Here is a 15,898-nt window from a genome sequence, read left to right as displayed (position 1 = left end):
GTAGATTGCATGACATCAGCAAGTAACGATAAACAAAAAACCGCGGTACCGATGGCGCTGTTTTGCAGCGTCTATAAGACGCCTAAAAAACAGGGCATGTTTTTATACGTGCCCGTGGCGAATGATTTCGCTGATGTACCGGCGGCGTTAATGGAAAAATTTCCTAATCCGCAACTGGTGATGCATATTCCCGAGAAAACCAACAAATCATTGCACATTGATAAGGCAGTCTTGAGTGCCGCTTTTGAGCACGATGGTTTTTATTTGCAAATGCCGCCTAAGCAGGAAAATTGGCTAGCTGAACATCGTCAGGAATTAGGGCTTTCACCACAACCTCCTCGGGAGATCAAATAATGCGCCAGCGTTGGTTTTATCGTGTGTGGCTCATCGCGCTATTGGTGCAGGTTTTTGCCGTCGCTGCGCATGATGAGGTCGAGCAAGACATCGATACCCAGTTTAAAAGTTATGTCAGTGAATTGCGCGCAGAGGCGATACAGCAAGGTTTTGATGACACCTTTGTTGATAAGGCTCTGGCAACCGTTGCCCTGCGCAAACGCGTTATTTCTTCGGATAAAAATCAGCCCGAGCGCAAGATTACGCTTGATACTTATTTAGAAACACGTGTACCCGACTGGAAGGTTAAACAAGCGCTCGACAAGATGGAAGAGCATGCCGCATTGCTGGATGATGTCGCTCAGAAGTACGGTGTTCAAAAACGTTTTATTGTAGCCTTGTGGGGGAACGAAAGTAACTTTGGCCGCATTCAGGGCAACATCCCCGTATTATCTGCGTTGGCTACCCTTGCGTTTGAAGGGCGTCGTGAAGCACTGTTTCGCAAACAGTTTTTTGCCGCGCTACAGATCTTGGACGAAGGCCACATTGCGCTGGAGAGTTTCACCGGCTCGTGGGCGGGGGCAATGGGGCAGAGTCAATTTATCCCGTCTTCATTTCTGACCTACGCCGTTGATCATGACGGCGATGGTCGAAAAGATATTTGGACAAATCCCGCCGATGTTTTTGCGTCTATTGCAAACTACTTAGCCTCTGAAGGGTGGAATGGGCAGCAAACCTGGGGACGACAAGTGTCATTTGTGGGTGACCCGCTAGTCAAATTGAGTGGTTTAGATAAGCGAGCAGCAAAATCATTGGCTGAGTGGCAAGCGCTCGGTGTGCGTCGATTCAACGGCGCTGATCTTCCTGAGGTCGCCATCAATGCAAACCTGATCATGCCCGACGGACCGGCTGGGCGAGCCTATTTGGTTTACAACAATTTTCACACGTTAATGAAGTGGAATCGATCCAGCTATTTTGGTATTTCAGTGAGCTACCTCTCAGAGCGGATCCAAAAAGGTGAGTGAAAGCGTCTATCGACATCGGTTCCGTGACAATCGTGATTGTCATGTTTCAGCAGGAAAAATCGTCTGTGTAGGGCGGAATTATCAGGCACATGCGCGTGAACTGGGTAATGACATACCTCAACATCCGTTGCTTTTTATGAAGCCGCAGACAGCGCTGGCCGATATGCATCAGCCATTGCATATTCCAGCCGGTTGGGGGACCTGCCACAATGAAATAGAAGTCGCTATTCTGGTTGGAAAACCCCTGTCGAAGGCGGACAAAGGCTCGGCAATTAGCGCCATCTGTGGTGTCGGCTTGGGGCTCGATTTGACGTTACGTGATGCACAAACAGCGTTAAAAGCCAGTGGGCACCCGTGGGAGCGTGCAAAGGCGTTTGATCGCAGTTGTCCATTATCCGTTTTTCAGCCGGTGTCACTAGAGAGTCCGCAAGACGGCCAACATTTGCAGGGTTTGCAGCTTTCACTCTCGATTAATGGTCAGTTGCGTCAATCGGGATGCAGTCGCGATATGATTTTCTCGATATTGGACCTGCTGTGCGAAATCAGCGCTACCTTTACACTGGTCCCCGGCGACGTCGTACTGACCGGCACACCGGCCGGTGTCGGGCCACTTCACCACGAGGATGCTATCGAAGCGCGTCTCAGTGGTGCCTTGTTACCCGAACCCATAGTGGTTTCAACCACAGTGATCCGTTAGGAGTTTTTATGTCGCACTCTGAAGAGGGGCCTTTTTGGGAAACTACATCGCTGAGCGACATGACACGCTCAGAGTGGGAAGCCTTGTGTGATGGCTGTGGTAAATGTTGCTTGCATAAGTTTATCGATGACGACACTGCAGAAGACTCGGTTTATGCGGTCTCCGGTACCGACACCTTGTACGAGGGTGAGCACGTTCACTTTACCAACATTGTCTGTGATCTGTTGAATACGAAAACTTGCGCCTGTTCGGACTATCAAAACCGAACTGTACGTGTGCCAGATTGTGTTCAGTTAACGCAACAGAATCTGGACCGTATCTTCTACATGCCGCCAAGCTGTAGCTATCGACGTTTGCACGAGGGGCGAGGCCTGCCGAGTTGGCATCCTTTACTCAATCGCAGTAAGAAGACCGCCATGCATAAGGCGGGTATGTCGGTTCGTGGGAAAACTGTGAACGAGAATGACGTCGACTTGGACGAGTTTCATGACTACATTGCACTGTGGCCATTAGAGGATATCGATTAGCTGACTACGCCCCGCCGTTTATTCGCTTAAACGGCGGTTCGACGAGCCGCTAACTTTGCCGCTAACACAACAGCGAGTAACAGCGTGTAAAAGCCGAAAATTACCATCATCCATTCGGCCATTCCCATACCCGCAAACTGCCAGCTATTCTCGAGGCAATCACCGTTTGCAGCGAAGAGTCGGGGCAGCCACTCGTGAAGTGGAAGCCATACTGGAAAATTCGGCACGATTTCGCACGGCACAAACGGATTTGCTGCTTTGATGATATCAACGTGCTCTTTTGCGATAACAAAGCCCCATACTGATGACACCCCCCAAACAGCATAGCCTAAAGCGCGCGTCAAACGCTGGTTGACCAGCAAAGGTAATAGCGCGGCCAGCAAAACGCCAAACAAGGCTGTGCGCTGATAAATACACATAATGCAGGGGCGCAAATCCATACCATATTGGAAATACAGCGCTGTCAGCTCTAATCCCAAAACCGAAAAGAATAGCAACGCCCAACTCGAACGTTGTTTTGACCACTGGTGTATAAAGTTAATCATGGCGATAAGCACCTAATCCGCATTGGAAAATAGTGAAACATAACATTGGCTTGAATCATACCGTTGTTACCGTGTCGCGGACAATCAATACTCGTTGAAAACAGATCCCAGGCATCCGTTCAGTCATGTTGACGAAAAATTATCCAGCCCTCGCGCATGGCATGACTCTTTGCTCTGCAACGACCGTAGCCTGTGGTATTCTAAGAAACGGGGTTTGCGTTGATTTTGAGCACAGATAGCGGTATTTTTGCGGCGTTTTTTCGCTATGTTAAATTGTTGTTTACGTGTGCTCGGATAACTGCCAAAATTAACTGGTACAATCAGTAAAAACAATAACAACATCACAGGTGTGTAGTACATGATATATAAGGCTCAGAGCCCTGCCGGTTTTGCAGAGGAATACATTGTCGAGTCGATTTGGAGTGGGCGTTTTGCACCGGGCACGATTTTGCCCGCTGAACGCGAGCTGTCTGAACTCATTGGCGTAACGAGAACAACGTTGCGCGAAGTACTACAACGTCTGGCGAGAGATGGTTGGCTAACCATCCAACACGGTAAGCCCACGAAAGTGAATAATTTTTGGGAAACCTGCGGCTTGAACATTCTAGAAACTTTGGCGCGTCTCGACCAGGAAGGGATCCCGGACTTAATTGATAATCTGCTTGCTGCCCGCACTAACTTAAGTGCGGTATTCATCCGTGGTGCGTTGCGTAACAATCCGGAAAAGTCAGTTGAAATAATAAGTCGGTACACGGAAGTTCCTGAAGAGGGGCTAGCGTTTGCCGAGTTTGACTATCAGCTTAATCACGATCTGGCGTTAGCCTCCGGCAACCCTGTTTTTGTGTTAATGATGAATGGTTTCAGAAGCATGTACGCGCGGATTGGCGGCTATTTCTTTTCGCACCAAAGTGCGCGTGATGCGGTCAAAGCGTTTTATCAAAACCTTTTAGCTGCAGCAGAGAAAGGCGATTACGAGTCGGTTCCCACGTTATTGCGCCGATATGGCATTGAAAGTGGTAAGGTTTGGAGTCAGGTTCGCGAGACAATACCCAGTGATTTGGTCGACTAAATTGTTTTATAAATCATAGGGATATGATTTTTCCTCCCATAAATCCTCGCAAATGCTCGGTTTAGTATGCGGTTTCTAATGACGATTTGTATTCTATACAGGAATTAACAAATCAGTCACTGGAGAACATCATGACTAAGACACAACAGATCAAAACAAAGTTAAACGAAGCTGAAGATTTTGCACGTAAAATTTGGTTAGCAGGCCTTGGCGCTTACGGTAAAAGTATCGATGAAGCACAAGGTCGCTATGAGCAACTCAGTGCCGACACGCAAAAAATGTTTGAAGAACTTGTCGTTAAAGGTGAATCTTTAGAGCAAGATGCGAAAGGCAAATTCAAGCAAACAACGTCAGAAGTAGAAGATCGTGTATCTGACGTGCGTAAGAAGCTGGGTTTAGACAGCACTGAAAGCCAGGATCAGAAAATCGAAGAGCTTTCTGCAAAAATCGACGCGCTGACTGAAGCCGTTGCTAAACTTGCTGCCAATAAGTAAGCGCATAGTAGAACGTGTTGACCTTCAGGCGCACTCATTATTGAGTGCGCTTATTAGTCCACGAAATTACGTTTAAGGAGCAAGTATGAGCACCCATAGCAAAAATCCGTTTGTGAGTTTCGCGAATGCTTCATGCGGCCTTGTTGCCGACCAGCTTAGCGAACTGTCTGTACAGTTTGACAAGGCTGTGACGCAGTCGAACGCGCTGTTTAATGAGCTTGCTTCGCGCGGTGAAGTGGTTGAAGCAAAAATTAAAACCCGGAGCCGTACATTGAGTAATCCCATGACATCGTGGTTAAGACCACTTGGCCTAGGCAAAAGCCGCCGAGACGAACAGCTGAATCAGTTGTCGAATAAAGTCGACGCACTGATTGATGTCGTAGCCGCTTTAGCTGAAAAAGAAGCTAAGGCGAAATCAACGACTAAGGCGCCGGCGAAAAAGCCTGCGACGCGTCGAACTGCGACAAAATCAGCACCGAAAGCGGCTGCCAGTAAAACCGCTGGGGCAAAGCCCGCGCGGAAGCCGCGTACCACCAAAGCGAGCACGGCTAAAAAAGCTGACGATGAATAACGCTAAAGCGCCGCCCATGTAGGCTGCCATCGCGTAAAGTACTGTGATGGTTGCCAGAAATTGGTATCGGGCGGCGTGTTATTAGGCTTTACCAATACATCAATTTTAGCTTTCTCGACCACGCTAAATTGCTTGCGTGTTGAGGTAAAATAGAAATTTTCAGCTTTGGCCAACACGTGTTCAGGTTGGTTGACCAAGGCGTCGTTGTGGTCCAACAATGGCAGGCAATGAGGCTCGTGAGCGCTGTTAGGGTTGAGCCCATATACCATCCCTTTGTAATCCTGATTGAGGACACCAAACCCCTGTGGAAACAACCCGGTGATGCCGCTGAAAGACTTCGCTAAAGCCGGCTGAAGAACGCCCTTTTTGCCGAGCTGGTCGACAAGCATGCAATCTTTAGGAACATCTTCACGCACAAAGTGCTGCTTAGTTGAAAATACAACTGACGCGTAAATTTGTGGAATTTTGATCAGTTCGCCAATCCCTTGCATGGGTTTATACGCATCTTTGACCACCTCTAAGGTGGTCGCGTGTGCAAGGATTTGCTCCTCGGGGCTGGCATAGTTTGTGGCGTAATCCACTCCCAGTCCGAGCGTGACGTAATCGACACTGAAGCGATAGTTCATTTTGAGTAATGATGGTCGCTCTTCCTGATTAAGCACCCTAAACGGGTCAAGCTCACCCCGTGCACCGTTCAATAAGCGCAAAGCCAATGGATGTTGTAGTCCTGCGTCCTGAAACAGTGCAGCCATCATGATTGGCATCGCAACCGCAGCAAACCAGCGCTGCTGATTTTGTTCATTTTTGTAGCGCATATCAGGATCAGTAAATGACTCCCAATTCGGCACTTGAGCGAGTTGGTTGCGCAGTACGTCATCAATGAAACGCAAGGTGATAGCCACTTTATATGGCGCTTTCAAACGCTGATGCAGTGTTCGGTAGTCACCTTGGTGGTTTTCTGAAATCAACCACAACGCGGCTAGAAATTTGGCTGTTTTTTGTTGCGTCTCTGTGGGATTTTTCCCTTCACACAATTGATACAGGGTTTGACAGACTTTGCGCACACGATTGAGCCGGTTGTGCCGGTCGGTCGCATCTTTTTGCTTGGAATCATCGAGGGAGGCAATCAACCCCATAAGCCGCTTTTCGAGCACTTCGTCATGTTGCCGCGCATCAGCCAGTTCATCCTGTACCTGAGCAATTTTAATCTTGAGATCCAATTGCTCACGCGTATTTTTGGCGTCATTGATAAAAAATGACGTGGTATCCCGGTAAATGGAAGGCTTGTTTTTATCGGCGGGATAAACCTCATCAACCGCTTGACTAACTTGCTCTAAATAGGCGTCGCGTAGGAATTCGTTGCTCATGCTGACTTAGCGCCCACCAGATGCAGCCCCTGATGATTGGCGAGCACTCGCTGTTCTCTTTGCTTGAGATTTTTTAATGAGCGACGCAAGGTTTGACTGATCAGTGTGCTTCTCTCAATGTAATCGAGCTCTGGCCATGTGGCGCGCTCGCCACTTTTGATCAACTCAGCGATACTGTCAACGGTCGGGTTTGACCATAAATGAGCCAAGCTGCGCATGCCACGCTCAGGAAGAATGTTCACATCGCCCACATATTGTTGGTCGATGATGGAGCGCACTTTATGAATGGCCAGTTTTGCGCCGCGATTGTTAATCGCTGAGCTGAGCAAATCAAACGCAAAAATACTGTTCACTTTCGCGAGGTTGGCCGCATGACGCACCGTGATCCCGGCTAACGTATCAGTGTCTTTTGGATTGCGCGACAGAAAAGGCACTGCCAGCGGATTGGTTTGGCTCACAATACTGTGGTTAACACCGTACAATCGCGCCAGACGCTCAAAAGGAAGGTCGGCCATGAGCGATCCATCAGCAAAGCGACGGTTGGGGATATACGGAATGATATCTCCGGTTGCGGTTTTCGCGCGCAACTGCACCGGGCTAAACACGATGGGGACCGCACAAGAAGCCCGCACCGCTTGCGCAATAATTGCATTTGGCGAGGTTTTCGCATTGAGTAAACGCGAATACTGGTGTAAATCAGCTGGAGACACGGTGACCGTCACATGCAGACCTGTGCGCTTAAAGGCTTCTTCGAATGTCATCACATCGAACAACTCAATCAGCGCGTTTTCTAATTTGGTACTGTCGAATAGACTATTACTGGTGATCCCTTTAAATAATCGCCAGTCTTGAAATTTTTCAAAGATAAACTCGGCATTTAGCACATCGCACAGTTCATCCTGTGTCCGGGTACCCAACATGGCCGCAATGATTGAGCCAGCGCTCGCGCCGCTGATCACACCGGGTAGTAGGCTACGTTCATTCAGTGACTTCACTACGCCACAATGGAAAAAGCCTAAGCCAGCGCCGCCACTGAGCATGAGGCAGCTGCGACCAAACGCGTGTGCAGTTTCTTCAAAGAAAGACAGCTTTTCGTAGAAATCAACGTCATGTTCAGGCGCATTATAGATATCATCCAATGCCGCGACGACCTGTTCGATGAAATCGATAATCAGTTGTTTAGTGCCAATTTTTGATTGATTGCGTAATACCGGATTCGCGATGTTGCCTAAATTACCGTGCAACCCCTCGTGCAATATCGACATAAGTGCCAGAATATCGCCACGACCGCGAGCCAGCTTGATCCGCTGTACGCGTTTACGGATTAGCCGATAGTCATAGTCGCGGCTATGATCTTTAGCTTTCCATTCATCGGCGCCAGACAACTCATCGTGAGCTTCGCAGGCTTCACGATATTCAGCATAAGTTTGAGCATGTTCAATGACGTCTTCTAACTGATTCAATCGACTGCTGAACAAAGGCATACGGCACCATTGGGGAGTTTTGATGCAGCGAGTTTAAACAAAATGATTAGAAACGACTACCCAATTTATTCCACGCGTGTATTGTGTACAATGTGATGAATCATAATAAAAAGGCGTCAAATCGTCAGTATGGAATGGAACCTAGCAACAATAAGCTTGCTGTCAATCCCGCTTATTAGTGCGATCGTCGGGTGGCTGACAAACTTTCTTGCCGTCAAAATGATGTTTTATCCTATCGACTTCGTGGGGGTTAAGCCGTTTTTTGGGTGGCAGGGCCTGATACCGGCGAAACGTAGAGAGATGGCCGAGATTGAGGTTGAGCTGGTGCTGGATAAATTACTCAGTGTCGAAGAACTCGCTGAACGCCTTGATCCCGAGGAACTCACCAAAGCCATTCAGCATCGACTGAAGCAAGTCGTCAGGAAAATTGTCAACGACGTGATGCGCGAATCTGCGCCACAGTTGTGGGCGGGTCTGCCGGTTCAAGGCAAGAATTTGGTCTACGCGCGGATCGAAAATGACATTCCTAATGTCGTCAGAAAAATGGTGGGCGATTTTCAACATAACATTAATGAAATCCTTAACATCAAAGAGCTCGTGGTGGAGCAATTGGTCAATGAGCCTGAGTTAATTAACGAGATTTTTCTAAAATCCGGTGAGAAAGAATTTCCGTTTATCATTAAGTCCGGTTTTTACTTCGGTTTCCTGTTCGGCCTACCGACGATGTTGTTGTGGCATTTTTATCAGGCCTGGTGGATTTTACCCCTTGGTGGGCTGCTGGTAGGTTATGCAACAAACTGGATTGCAATTAAGATCATTTTTGAACCCAAGCACCCAATAAAGCTTGGTCCTGTCAATCTGCAAGGCATGTTTCTGAAACGGCAAAACGAGGTTTCACGTGTTTATTCAGACATTATCCAGGCTCGTTTAATCAACTCAAAGAATATAACCAACATGATCATGCATGGTTCAGGATCTGCCCAGTTGCTGGAGTTGATCGAGTTGCATGTCAACGATGCCATCGAACGTTATGTGGCGATTGCTCAGCCCTATTTTGCCCTTGGCGTTGGGTCAGAAAACTATTTTCGAATGAAAGAGTTAGCGGTAAAGCAAATCTTTGATAACACAGACAAATACTTGATGTACGCCTACGATTATGCCAACAATGCATTGCAGGTGGGCGACGATTTGTGCGGCAGAATGCAACTGCTAAGTCCGGAAGAGTTTGAGGGCGTATTGCGCCCAGCCTATCAAGCGGATGAATGGAAGCTTATCGTCACAGGTGCTGTGTTAGGTATGCTGGCCGGTTTCGGGCAATTGTACGGGTTATTTATCTAACGGTGACTGCAACCCAAAGACGCTAGTACAGGTTAAGGAGAGATACGCACATGAAAACAGCACAACGCATACTCGCAACGTCGCTTGCGCTGTTCAATGAGCACGGAGAAAGTAGCGTGACCAGTGTCGATATTGCCAATGAACTGGATATCAGCCCTGGCAATTTGTACTACCATTTTAAGGGCAAAGAGCAAATAGTCGACGCGCTATACTCATTGCACCGCAGTCAGATGGAACACTTACTCTCTCAGCTGAACAGCGCATCACTTAATCTGGAAGAAAGCTTCTACTATTTTTATTTGCTGCTGGAAAAACTGCATTTATATCGGTTCTTGTATCGTTCGCCTCTGGATCTGATGGAAAAGTACCCGATGCTGCGAAAGGGGCATCATCGCATGGTGTCAGCGTTGGAGCGTGCCTTATTGATGCTGATGCAAAATGCCGTTGAACAAAAATCAATTCGCGCGAAAGCCTCTGAACTGCCCAGCTTAGTTGAGCTGTGCAGTGCTGTCATGTTGCAATCCAGTCAGTATTACCAAATTAAACAGAAGTTTGATGAAGAAACGCAAATTTACAGTGCACTAGGGTTGCTATTGGCACTGCTATTGCCCCGCATCACTATCGACTCAGCGCACCTTAGTCAGCTTCAAAATGACATTGCAGCGCATACCTTCAGCCGACATGAGCAAGGAGTGTTATGAAAAAGCCTGCGCCTAAACCGCTAACGTTTCTGGACAAAACATTCTGGATCACCGAGTCGGCCAACAACCCAAAACATGTCGCCAGTTTACAATTGTTGCAGATGCCTGCAGGTGCAGCAGAAAACTATGTCGAAGCATTGTTTGATGAAGTCAGCCAGCATGACAAAGCGACCGCACCGTTTAATTGTCGCGTCAGCAGTTTTCTGAAATTTCCGCTCCGTTTGGTCACTGTCGATCGATTGGACATGAACTACCATGTGCAACTGCACACCATCGATGATGTCAGCGACCGAGTTGCGCTTGACGCTTATGTGGCAAAAATGCATGAGGTCATGCTGGATCGAGATAAGCCACTGTGGCAGTTTCATTTTATTCATGACGCAAAGAGTGATGTGTACGCGATTTATGTCAAAGTTCATCACATGTACGGCGATGGCGCTTCATTGGTGCGCTGGTTTCAACAAGGTTACATCAGCGAACCGAGCACCGATAGTTTTGTACCTGTCTGGTCTGCCGTGCGCAATCGACATAAGCGTAACAAGGCGAAGCTATGGCGCCGCGTATTGCGCGGAATTGCTGATTTCCTCATAGCCACAAAAGATTTATTGGTTATCTTTATCCGCTTGTTTTTTAAATTGCTGCGTATCAATCGGCATTACATGCCGCTACCTTTTGCAGGCACCAAAACGGTGCTGACGGGGCAGGTGAAATCGGGGCGTGCTGTCGCCACTGTTGACTTCGATTTTGAGCGAGTTCGCCAGTTAGGCAAGCGTACCCGCGCGTCGGCCAATGAAATCTTGCTGTGCGTTTTTGACATCGGTATCCACCGATTTTTACAGGACCACGGACAAACCTTTGAAAAAGCATTGTTTACCAATATGCCCATCAATTTACGTAAACCCGGCGAACAAACATCGGGCAATAAAATTGCGATTGTGCCGGTAGAACTGGCACACGGAAAAACCGACCCCTACCTAAGACTGCGGCAAACTATTAATAATCACCGCATTGTGAAACAGGCAGCGCAGCATGCGAGCCCGGGTGCATTCAGCTATTACACTGTGTTTATTCAATCGATTGCGTTGCTATTTGAGGTGTTGCGTTTATCGAATCTTCCTAAGCCGATCGCTAACCTGCTGGTATCGAACATTCCGGGACCCACCGACATACGCTACTTAAAAGACAGCCGACTTTTAGGGAACTATCCGGTGTCGACCATGACGCCCGGAGGCGGTGTTAACATTACGCTGATGACATACGCAGGCACTGCCAATATTGGCATGGTATGTTGCAATAAACACGTTGAGTCGTTGCAGCCGCTGGCGCAGTACTGTGTCGAGGCGTTTGATTTGCTCGAAAAGTGCGTGGATGACCCGACGGTAAGCGTAGAAGATATGGGGGAGCATATCGCTGATATGCCGGTTTCCATTGTTTCTGAGACCTTAACCGATGAGGCGACTCAAACGGTGTTTGAGCACGAGCGAATTAAAGCTACCGGCTAAAAGTAAAAGCGCAACTCTCGCTCTTCTACCACCACCCGTTTTCCCAGACGGGCAAACAAATTTTGACGCCAGTCGTCATGACTCATCGAGGTGTGGATGTTCTCATTCGCAATGGTCGCGATAATGTGATCTTCAATGTGTTCACGGTGATAATCCAGAATACGCTGTTTACTGCCACCAACATACAGTTTCAAGTAATTGATGGCGCTGTTGGAGGTGCCGCCAGAGATCACATTCAAGGCTGATTTCAATGGCGCGCCTAAAAAACCACTTAACTGGACCGGCGATAAGCTATCGATCAAGCGAGTGGTATCTGATAGTAACGCGTATTCATCATTGATCAAGGCGACAGAATCAACGCGCAATTTATCAATGCTTAACAACTGCTGCTGGGCGATGTACAGCGGCTCTGCCGACACAACAACATTGACATGAGCGCGGTAAATTGGGTTACCCATAACGCGGATCTCCAAGCCACACAATACGTTCAGTTCAAGCCGGTTTGTGCTTTTTGGCATAAATAGCTCACCGGTGATCAGCGTTAATCGGCCTTTACCTACGGGCACGGGAAGCGGCATTGACTGAGGAAAATGCGTGACAATAAGGGCATTAAGCTCAGCTTCTGAAAATTGATCGTATTTAAGTTTACCTAATTTCACCAATAACATGGCGATGGCAACTTTGCAGCGGTCACTCAATGAGAGGGTTTGCCAGGGAATACTCAAAGGCGGCTCTGCGTTGGTCAATGAGGCCTTAATGATGAAAAGAAATAGTGGCTGAGTCAATGCTAATCCGAGCCGCGTGCTAAAGAGCAGATTTAATTGAATTTAGCCGCATTTAATTGTTAACTGCCTGTAACCGTTTTTGGTAGACTGGTAGGACGTCAGACGAGTTGGCGTTGTCCGTTACGAGAAGTAGTATATGCAAACATCAGGTCAAACTTTCGATTACATCATTGTCGGAGCGGGTTCCGGCGGAGCGACACTGGCTGCGCGGTTAAGTGAAAACCCGGCATGCACCGTTTGTTTGCTGGAAGCGGGCAATAAGGATCGCAATCCACTCATTCATATTCCCTTCGGGATCTCGCTGCTTTCTCGTGTTGAGGGTATTGGTTGGGGGTACCATACCGCCCCTCAGGCTCATCTGAACGACCGGGAATTGTTTTGGCCGCGCGGTAAAACCTTGGGCGGGTCAAGTTCAATTAATGCGATGTGTTACATCCGTGGCGATAAAACTGATTATGACCAGTGGCACGCTCAGGGAGCCCAAGGCTGGGCCTGGAATGACGTACTGCCCTATTTTAAAAAATCAGAAGATAACGCGCGTGGTGAAGACGAATTTCACGGTGTAGGTGGCCCGCTCAGTGTCGGTGACCTGCGTCACAAAGATAGACTCTCGCAACAATTTGTCGACGCCGCGGATGAGGTGGGTTTGCCGCTGTGCGACGACTTCAATCGTGATGAACGTGAAGGATTGGGTTTTTATCAGGTTACACAGAAAAATGGCCAGCGCTGTTCAACAGCAAAAGGGTACTTGAGCGAAGCGCGCAAGCGCACCAATCTTACCGTCATGACCGGTGTGTCAGCAGAGCGCGTGCTGCTTAAAGAAGGGCGAGCCATCGGTGTGCAAGCACGCATTGCTGGTCGTGTGCAACGTATACTCGCCAACGCGGAAGTCATTTTGTGTGGGGGCGCGATTAATTCACCTCAGTTGTTAATGTTGTCAGGTATTGGCCCGGCTGAACATTTGCGCGACAAAGGCATTCATTGTCATGTTGACTTACCCGGTGTCGGACAAAACCTGCAAGACCACTTAGATGCGATTGTGCAGCATACCTGTACTGCGCGTGAGGGCTACGCGATTGCAGCGAGTGCGTTACCTAAATACATCAAGGGCACGTTCCAATACCTATTTAAGCGCAGCGGGGTGTTCTCATCGAATATCGCCGAAGCGGGTGGTTTTATGCGTTCTAGTCTGGCTGAAACGGGGCCCGATATACAGTTTCACTTTTTGCCTGCTATTTTGGAAGATCATGGTCGTCATTCCGTCTTTGGCTATGGCTACGGCGTTCATGTGTGCTGTTTGTACCCTAAAAGTCGCGGGCAAATTAGACTGCAGAGCAATCACCCAGCCGACCACGCGCTGATTGAACCCAACTACCTCAGTCACCCTGACGACCAAGCCGTCATGATCGAGGGGGTGCGTAAGGCCCGGGAAATTTTGGCGGCACAGGTGTTTGAAAACAATCATAGCACCGAGCAACACCCCGGAGAGGCCGCACAAACCGATGAGCAGATTTTAGCCTTCATTCGTGAACGTGCGGAAACCATCTATCATCCGATTGGAACCTGTAAAATAGGAGCCGATGATGATCCGTTGGCGGTGGTTGATCCTCAGTTGCGCGTGCGAGGGGTAAAAGGCCTGCGCGTAGTTGATGCCTCGGTGATGCCCTCTTTAATTGGCGGCAATACCAACGCACCCACTGTGATGATCGCTGAACGCGCCGCTGAATTTATCCAACAGACGCAGAAGATTTAACAACACGCACAGTTACGGCGATGCTTCGACATTCCCCCTATACCCGGGTTAAATGTATTGGTGGGGTCAAGCGAGTGGTAAAATTGCTGTAGCGTCTGTTCCGCCTCGTAGAGGTGGCCTACATTATGTTCAGCGGGGTATTTTGCCCCGCGACTGTCTAAATGAGCCAGCATAGCCTTCTTCACGGCAGCAGCATCGCTGCCTTGCTTCAGAATGTAATCCTGATGAAACACATGGCAAAAAAAGTGACCATAATAAAGGCGTTTTTCGATATGCCAATTGATATTGTCTGGCAGGACTTCTACCCAGTCTGCATCGTTGCGACGAAGCGCAATGTCTAGCGCGAGTATATCGCCAACGCGTTTGCGATGGATTAATTGATATCTGATTGCCGCACCTGCGGCAGCGAAACGGTGTAAGTACGCGCTGCGCGCTTCGTCATCGGTACAGGCAAAATAATTGCCATCCACATTGTTAAGTGGTTCGCTCTGGAAAAAATCAGACAAACATTGACGAGCCTCTTCAATGCCCGCATCTGTGGTTTTTAAGATGAGGTGATGTTCGTAGCGGTTTTCGAAATCGAGCAAGCGTTGCGGCAAATGCTCCGGCATTAACGCACTTGCGCTCTGCATCAACCTATCGGTTAAGCCGGTGGGCGCCCAAGGAAGTTTGCTGAGTGTCGCGTCAATCTTGCCTTTCAGGGAAAATAAAGCGGGTAAGCGCGCTGTCCCTAGTTTTTGCACACTTAAAAACGTATCTTTTCCATACTGATGTGCAATATTGAAGGTGTCTCGATGCATATACTCGGCAACGTCAGGCAAGTGCGTAAACGTGCTCAACATAACACGCCGAAGTTTGCTCAATGTATGGGGAGAGTTGCAGCCGACATAAAAGGTTTGTTCACGTTTTGCGGTGGCAAAGGTATCCAGGCGCACAGCGAAGACGGCCAACTTGCCAGCACAGCCACTGGCTTCGAACAGGCGGGTTGGATCGGCATTAAAACGACTTGGGGTGGCAGCGTTCACGTCGCGAACTATGGTTTCATAGTCACTGGCGGACGCTTTAGCGTGAGTTGGGGCCGGTGCTTTATTAAACTTACCCTGTTGTAATCGCGTTAATATCTCAATCGGCTCATTGCCTAGCTCAATGCCAAGATGATTGACCAGCTCAAGCTTGCCATGCTCGTTAACCCGAGCAAACAGGGCAAGTTCGGTGTATGCCGGCCCCCGTTTAACCAAAGCTCCACCGGAGTTGTTTGCAACCCCGCCAACAATAGACGCACCCAAACACGATGAGCCAATTACAGAGTGGGGTGAGCGGCCCATCGGTTGCAACACCGACTCTAATTGGTGCAAGGTTGCGCCTGCAAAACTCAATACTTGTTCGCTCTGATCCAAGACGATAATGTCGTTAATTGCCAGCGTATTAATCACCACTACAGCGCGGTCGTATTGATTGCCACTGGGTGTAGAACCTTCGGTTAGACCCGTGTTAGCCGCCTGCATGATAATAATGCAATTTGCCTCAACGCAGGCTTCAAGCGCCTGCCATAGCTGTACCAATGTTTGTGGGAACAATACGGCTAATGCGTCACCACCACCGGATCGCCAACCTCGTGTAAAATGCTGTTTAGCGTTTGCCCGTGTGGCAATATTTTTCTTGCCTAGAAGGCTGCTTAATTGACTCAGTAACGCGTGCGCTGGCATG

At 48.6% G+C, this 15,898-nt stretch carries 16 protein-coding genes; 11 read left to right on the top strand and 5 right to left on the bottom strand.

Annotated features, from left to right (window positions below; all coding sequences use genetic code 11):
• Nucleotides 1-9: 9 nt before the first annotated feature.
• Genes KIU71_RS13630 through KIU71_RS13615 form a run of 4 tightly spaced genes read left to right on the top strand, consistent with a single transcriptional unit; the run spans nt 10 to nt 2,582 of the window.
• Nucleotides 10-354 carry a YcgL domain-containing protein gene (locus KIU71_RS13630; protein WP_250207507.1) on the top strand — a complete coding sequence of 115 codons (345 nt, stop codon included), beginning with the start codon at nt 10-12 and terminating at the stop codon, nt 352-354.
• A complete protein-coding gene (locus KIU71_RS13625) occupies nt 354-1,358 on the top strand; it encodes a lytic murein transglycosylase (RefSeq protein ID WP_214131841.1) in 1,005 nt (334 codons plus the stop codon). The genes KIU71_RS13630 and KIU71_RS13625 overlap by 1 nt, the downstream gene beginning before the upstream one ends.
• Complete coding sequence (locus KIU71_RS13620; protein WP_214131840.1) at nt 1,351-2,055, top strand: fumarylacetoacetate hydrolase family protein; 705 nt, start codon at nt 1,351-1,353, stop codon at nt 2,053-2,055. Before KIU71_RS13625 ends, KIU71_RS13620 begins: the two co-directional genes overlap by 8 nt.
• A gap of 8 nt (nt 2,056-2,063) precedes the next feature.
• On the top strand, nt 2,064-2,582 hold the full coding sequence (locus KIU71_RS13615; RefSeq protein ID WP_214131839.1) for a YcgN family cysteine cluster protein: 519 nt from the start codon (nt 2,064-2,066) through the stop codon (nt 2,580-2,582).
• A 26-nt stretch (nt 2,583-2,608) separates the two neighbouring features.
• On the opposite strand, the gene dsbB is transcribed toward KIU71_RS13615, so the two are convergent.
• The gene (gene dsbB, locus KIU71_RS13610) at nt 2,609-3,127 is read right to left on the bottom strand and encodes a disulfide bond formation protein DsbB (RefSeq protein ID WP_214131838.1); all 519 of its coding nucleotides are present in this window, start codon (nt 3,125-3,127) and stop codon (nt 2,609-2,611) included.
• 358 nt (nt 3,128-3,485) lie between these two features.
• Here dsbB and fadR point away from each other — a divergent pair, with 358 nt between their 5' ends.
• The 3 genes from fadR (at nt 3,486) to KIU71_RS13595 (ending at nt 5,261) form a co-directional block, all read left to right on the top strand.
• The gene (fadR, locus tag KIU71_RS13605) at nt 3,486-4,196 is read left to right on the top strand and encodes a fatty acid metabolism transcriptional regulator FadR (protein WP_214131837.1); all 711 of its coding nucleotides are present in this window, start codon (nt 3,486-3,488) and stop codon (nt 4,194-4,196) included.
• Nucleotides 4,197-4,327: 131 nt separating this feature from the next.
• Nucleotides 4,328-4,690, top strand: coding sequence for a phasin-related domain-containing protein (locus KIU71_RS13600; protein ID WP_214131836.1), 363 nt, complete (start codon nt 4,328-4,330; stop codon nt 4,688-4,690).
• An 85-nt stretch (nt 4,691-4,775) separates the two neighbouring features.
• Nucleotides 4,776-5,261, top strand: coding sequence for a hypothetical protein (locus KIU71_RS13595; RefSeq protein ID WP_214131835.1), 486 nt, complete (start codon nt 4,776-4,778; stop codon nt 5,259-5,261).
• Nucleotides 5,262-5,263: 2 nt separating this feature from the next.
• Here KIU71_RS13595 and KIU71_RS13590 read toward each other — a convergent pair whose 3' ends face one another.
• On the bottom strand, nt 5,264-6,628 hold the full coding sequence (locus KIU71_RS13590) for a hypothetical protein (protein WP_214131834.1): 1,365 nt from the start codon (nt 6,626-6,628) through the stop codon (nt 5,264-5,266).
• Complete coding sequence (locus KIU71_RS13585; RefSeq protein WP_214131833.1) at nt 6,625-8,112, bottom strand: DUF3336 domain-containing protein; 1,488 nt, start codon at nt 8,110-8,112, stop codon at nt 6,625-6,627. Before KIU71_RS13585 ends, KIU71_RS13590 begins: the two co-directional genes overlap by 4 nt.
• Nucleotides 8,113-8,241: 129 nt before the next feature.
• On the opposite strand from KIU71_RS13585, the gene KIU71_RS13580 reads away from it, so the two are divergent.
• Genes KIU71_RS13580 through KIU71_RS13570 form a run of 3 tightly spaced genes read left to right on the top strand, consistent with a single transcriptional unit; the run spans nt 8,242 to nt 11,653 of the window.
• On the top strand, nt 8,242-9,450 hold the full coding sequence (locus KIU71_RS13580) for a DUF445 domain-containing protein (RefSeq protein ID WP_214131832.1): 1,209 nt from the start codon (nt 8,242-8,244) through the stop codon (nt 9,448-9,450).
• 50 nt (nt 9,451-9,500) lie between these two features.
• Nucleotides 9,501-10,151 (top strand): TetR/AcrR family transcriptional regulator, encoded by a 651-nt coding sequence (locus tag KIU71_RS13575; protein ID WP_214131831.1) that lies wholly within the window; start codon nt 9,501-9,503, stop codon nt 10,149-10,151.
• Complete coding sequence (locus KIU71_RS13570; protein ID WP_214131830.1) at nt 10,148-11,653, top strand: wax ester/triacylglycerol synthase domain-containing protein; 1,506 nt, start codon at nt 10,148-10,150, stop codon at nt 11,651-11,653. Before KIU71_RS13575 ends, KIU71_RS13570 begins: the two co-directional genes overlap by 4 nt.
• Here the strand turns inward: KIU71_RS13570 and KIU71_RS13565 are convergent.
• Nucleotides 11,650-12,438, bottom strand: a complete 789-nt coding sequence (locus KIU71_RS13565) for a DUF1439 domain-containing protein (RefSeq protein WP_214131829.1) — start codon at nt 12,436-12,438, stop codon at nt 11,650-11,652. The two genes, KIU71_RS13570 and KIU71_RS13565, sit on opposite strands and share 4 nt — an antisense overlap.
• 136 nt (nt 12,439-12,574) lie before the next feature.
• Between KIU71_RS13565 and KIU71_RS13560 the strand changes: the two genes are divergently transcribed.
• Nucleotides 12,575-14,191, top strand: a complete 1,617-nt coding sequence (locus tag KIU71_RS13560; RefSeq protein ID WP_214131828.1) for a GMC family oxidoreductase — start codon at nt 12,575-12,577, stop codon at nt 14,189-14,191.
• Here the strand turns inward: KIU71_RS13560 and dld are convergent.
• Nucleotides 14,188-15,897, bottom strand: a complete 1,710-nt coding sequence (gene dld, locus KIU71_RS13555) for a D-lactate dehydrogenase (RefSeq protein WP_214131827.1) — start codon at nt 15,895-15,897, stop codon at nt 14,188-14,190. The two genes, KIU71_RS13560 and dld, sit on opposite strands and share 4 nt — an antisense overlap.
• Nucleotide 15,898: the final 1 nt, after the last annotated feature.

The sequence above is a fragment of the Alteromonas oceanisediminis genome, from assembly GCF_018474025.1.
GTDB classification, from domain to species: domain Bacteria; phylum Pseudomonadota; class Gammaproteobacteria; order Enterobacterales; family Alteromonadaceae; genus Alteromonas_E; species Alteromonas_E oceanisediminis.
The sequence above is the reverse complement of the archived record's forward strand: the minus strand, read 5'-3'. Positions and strand labels throughout refer to the sequence as shown.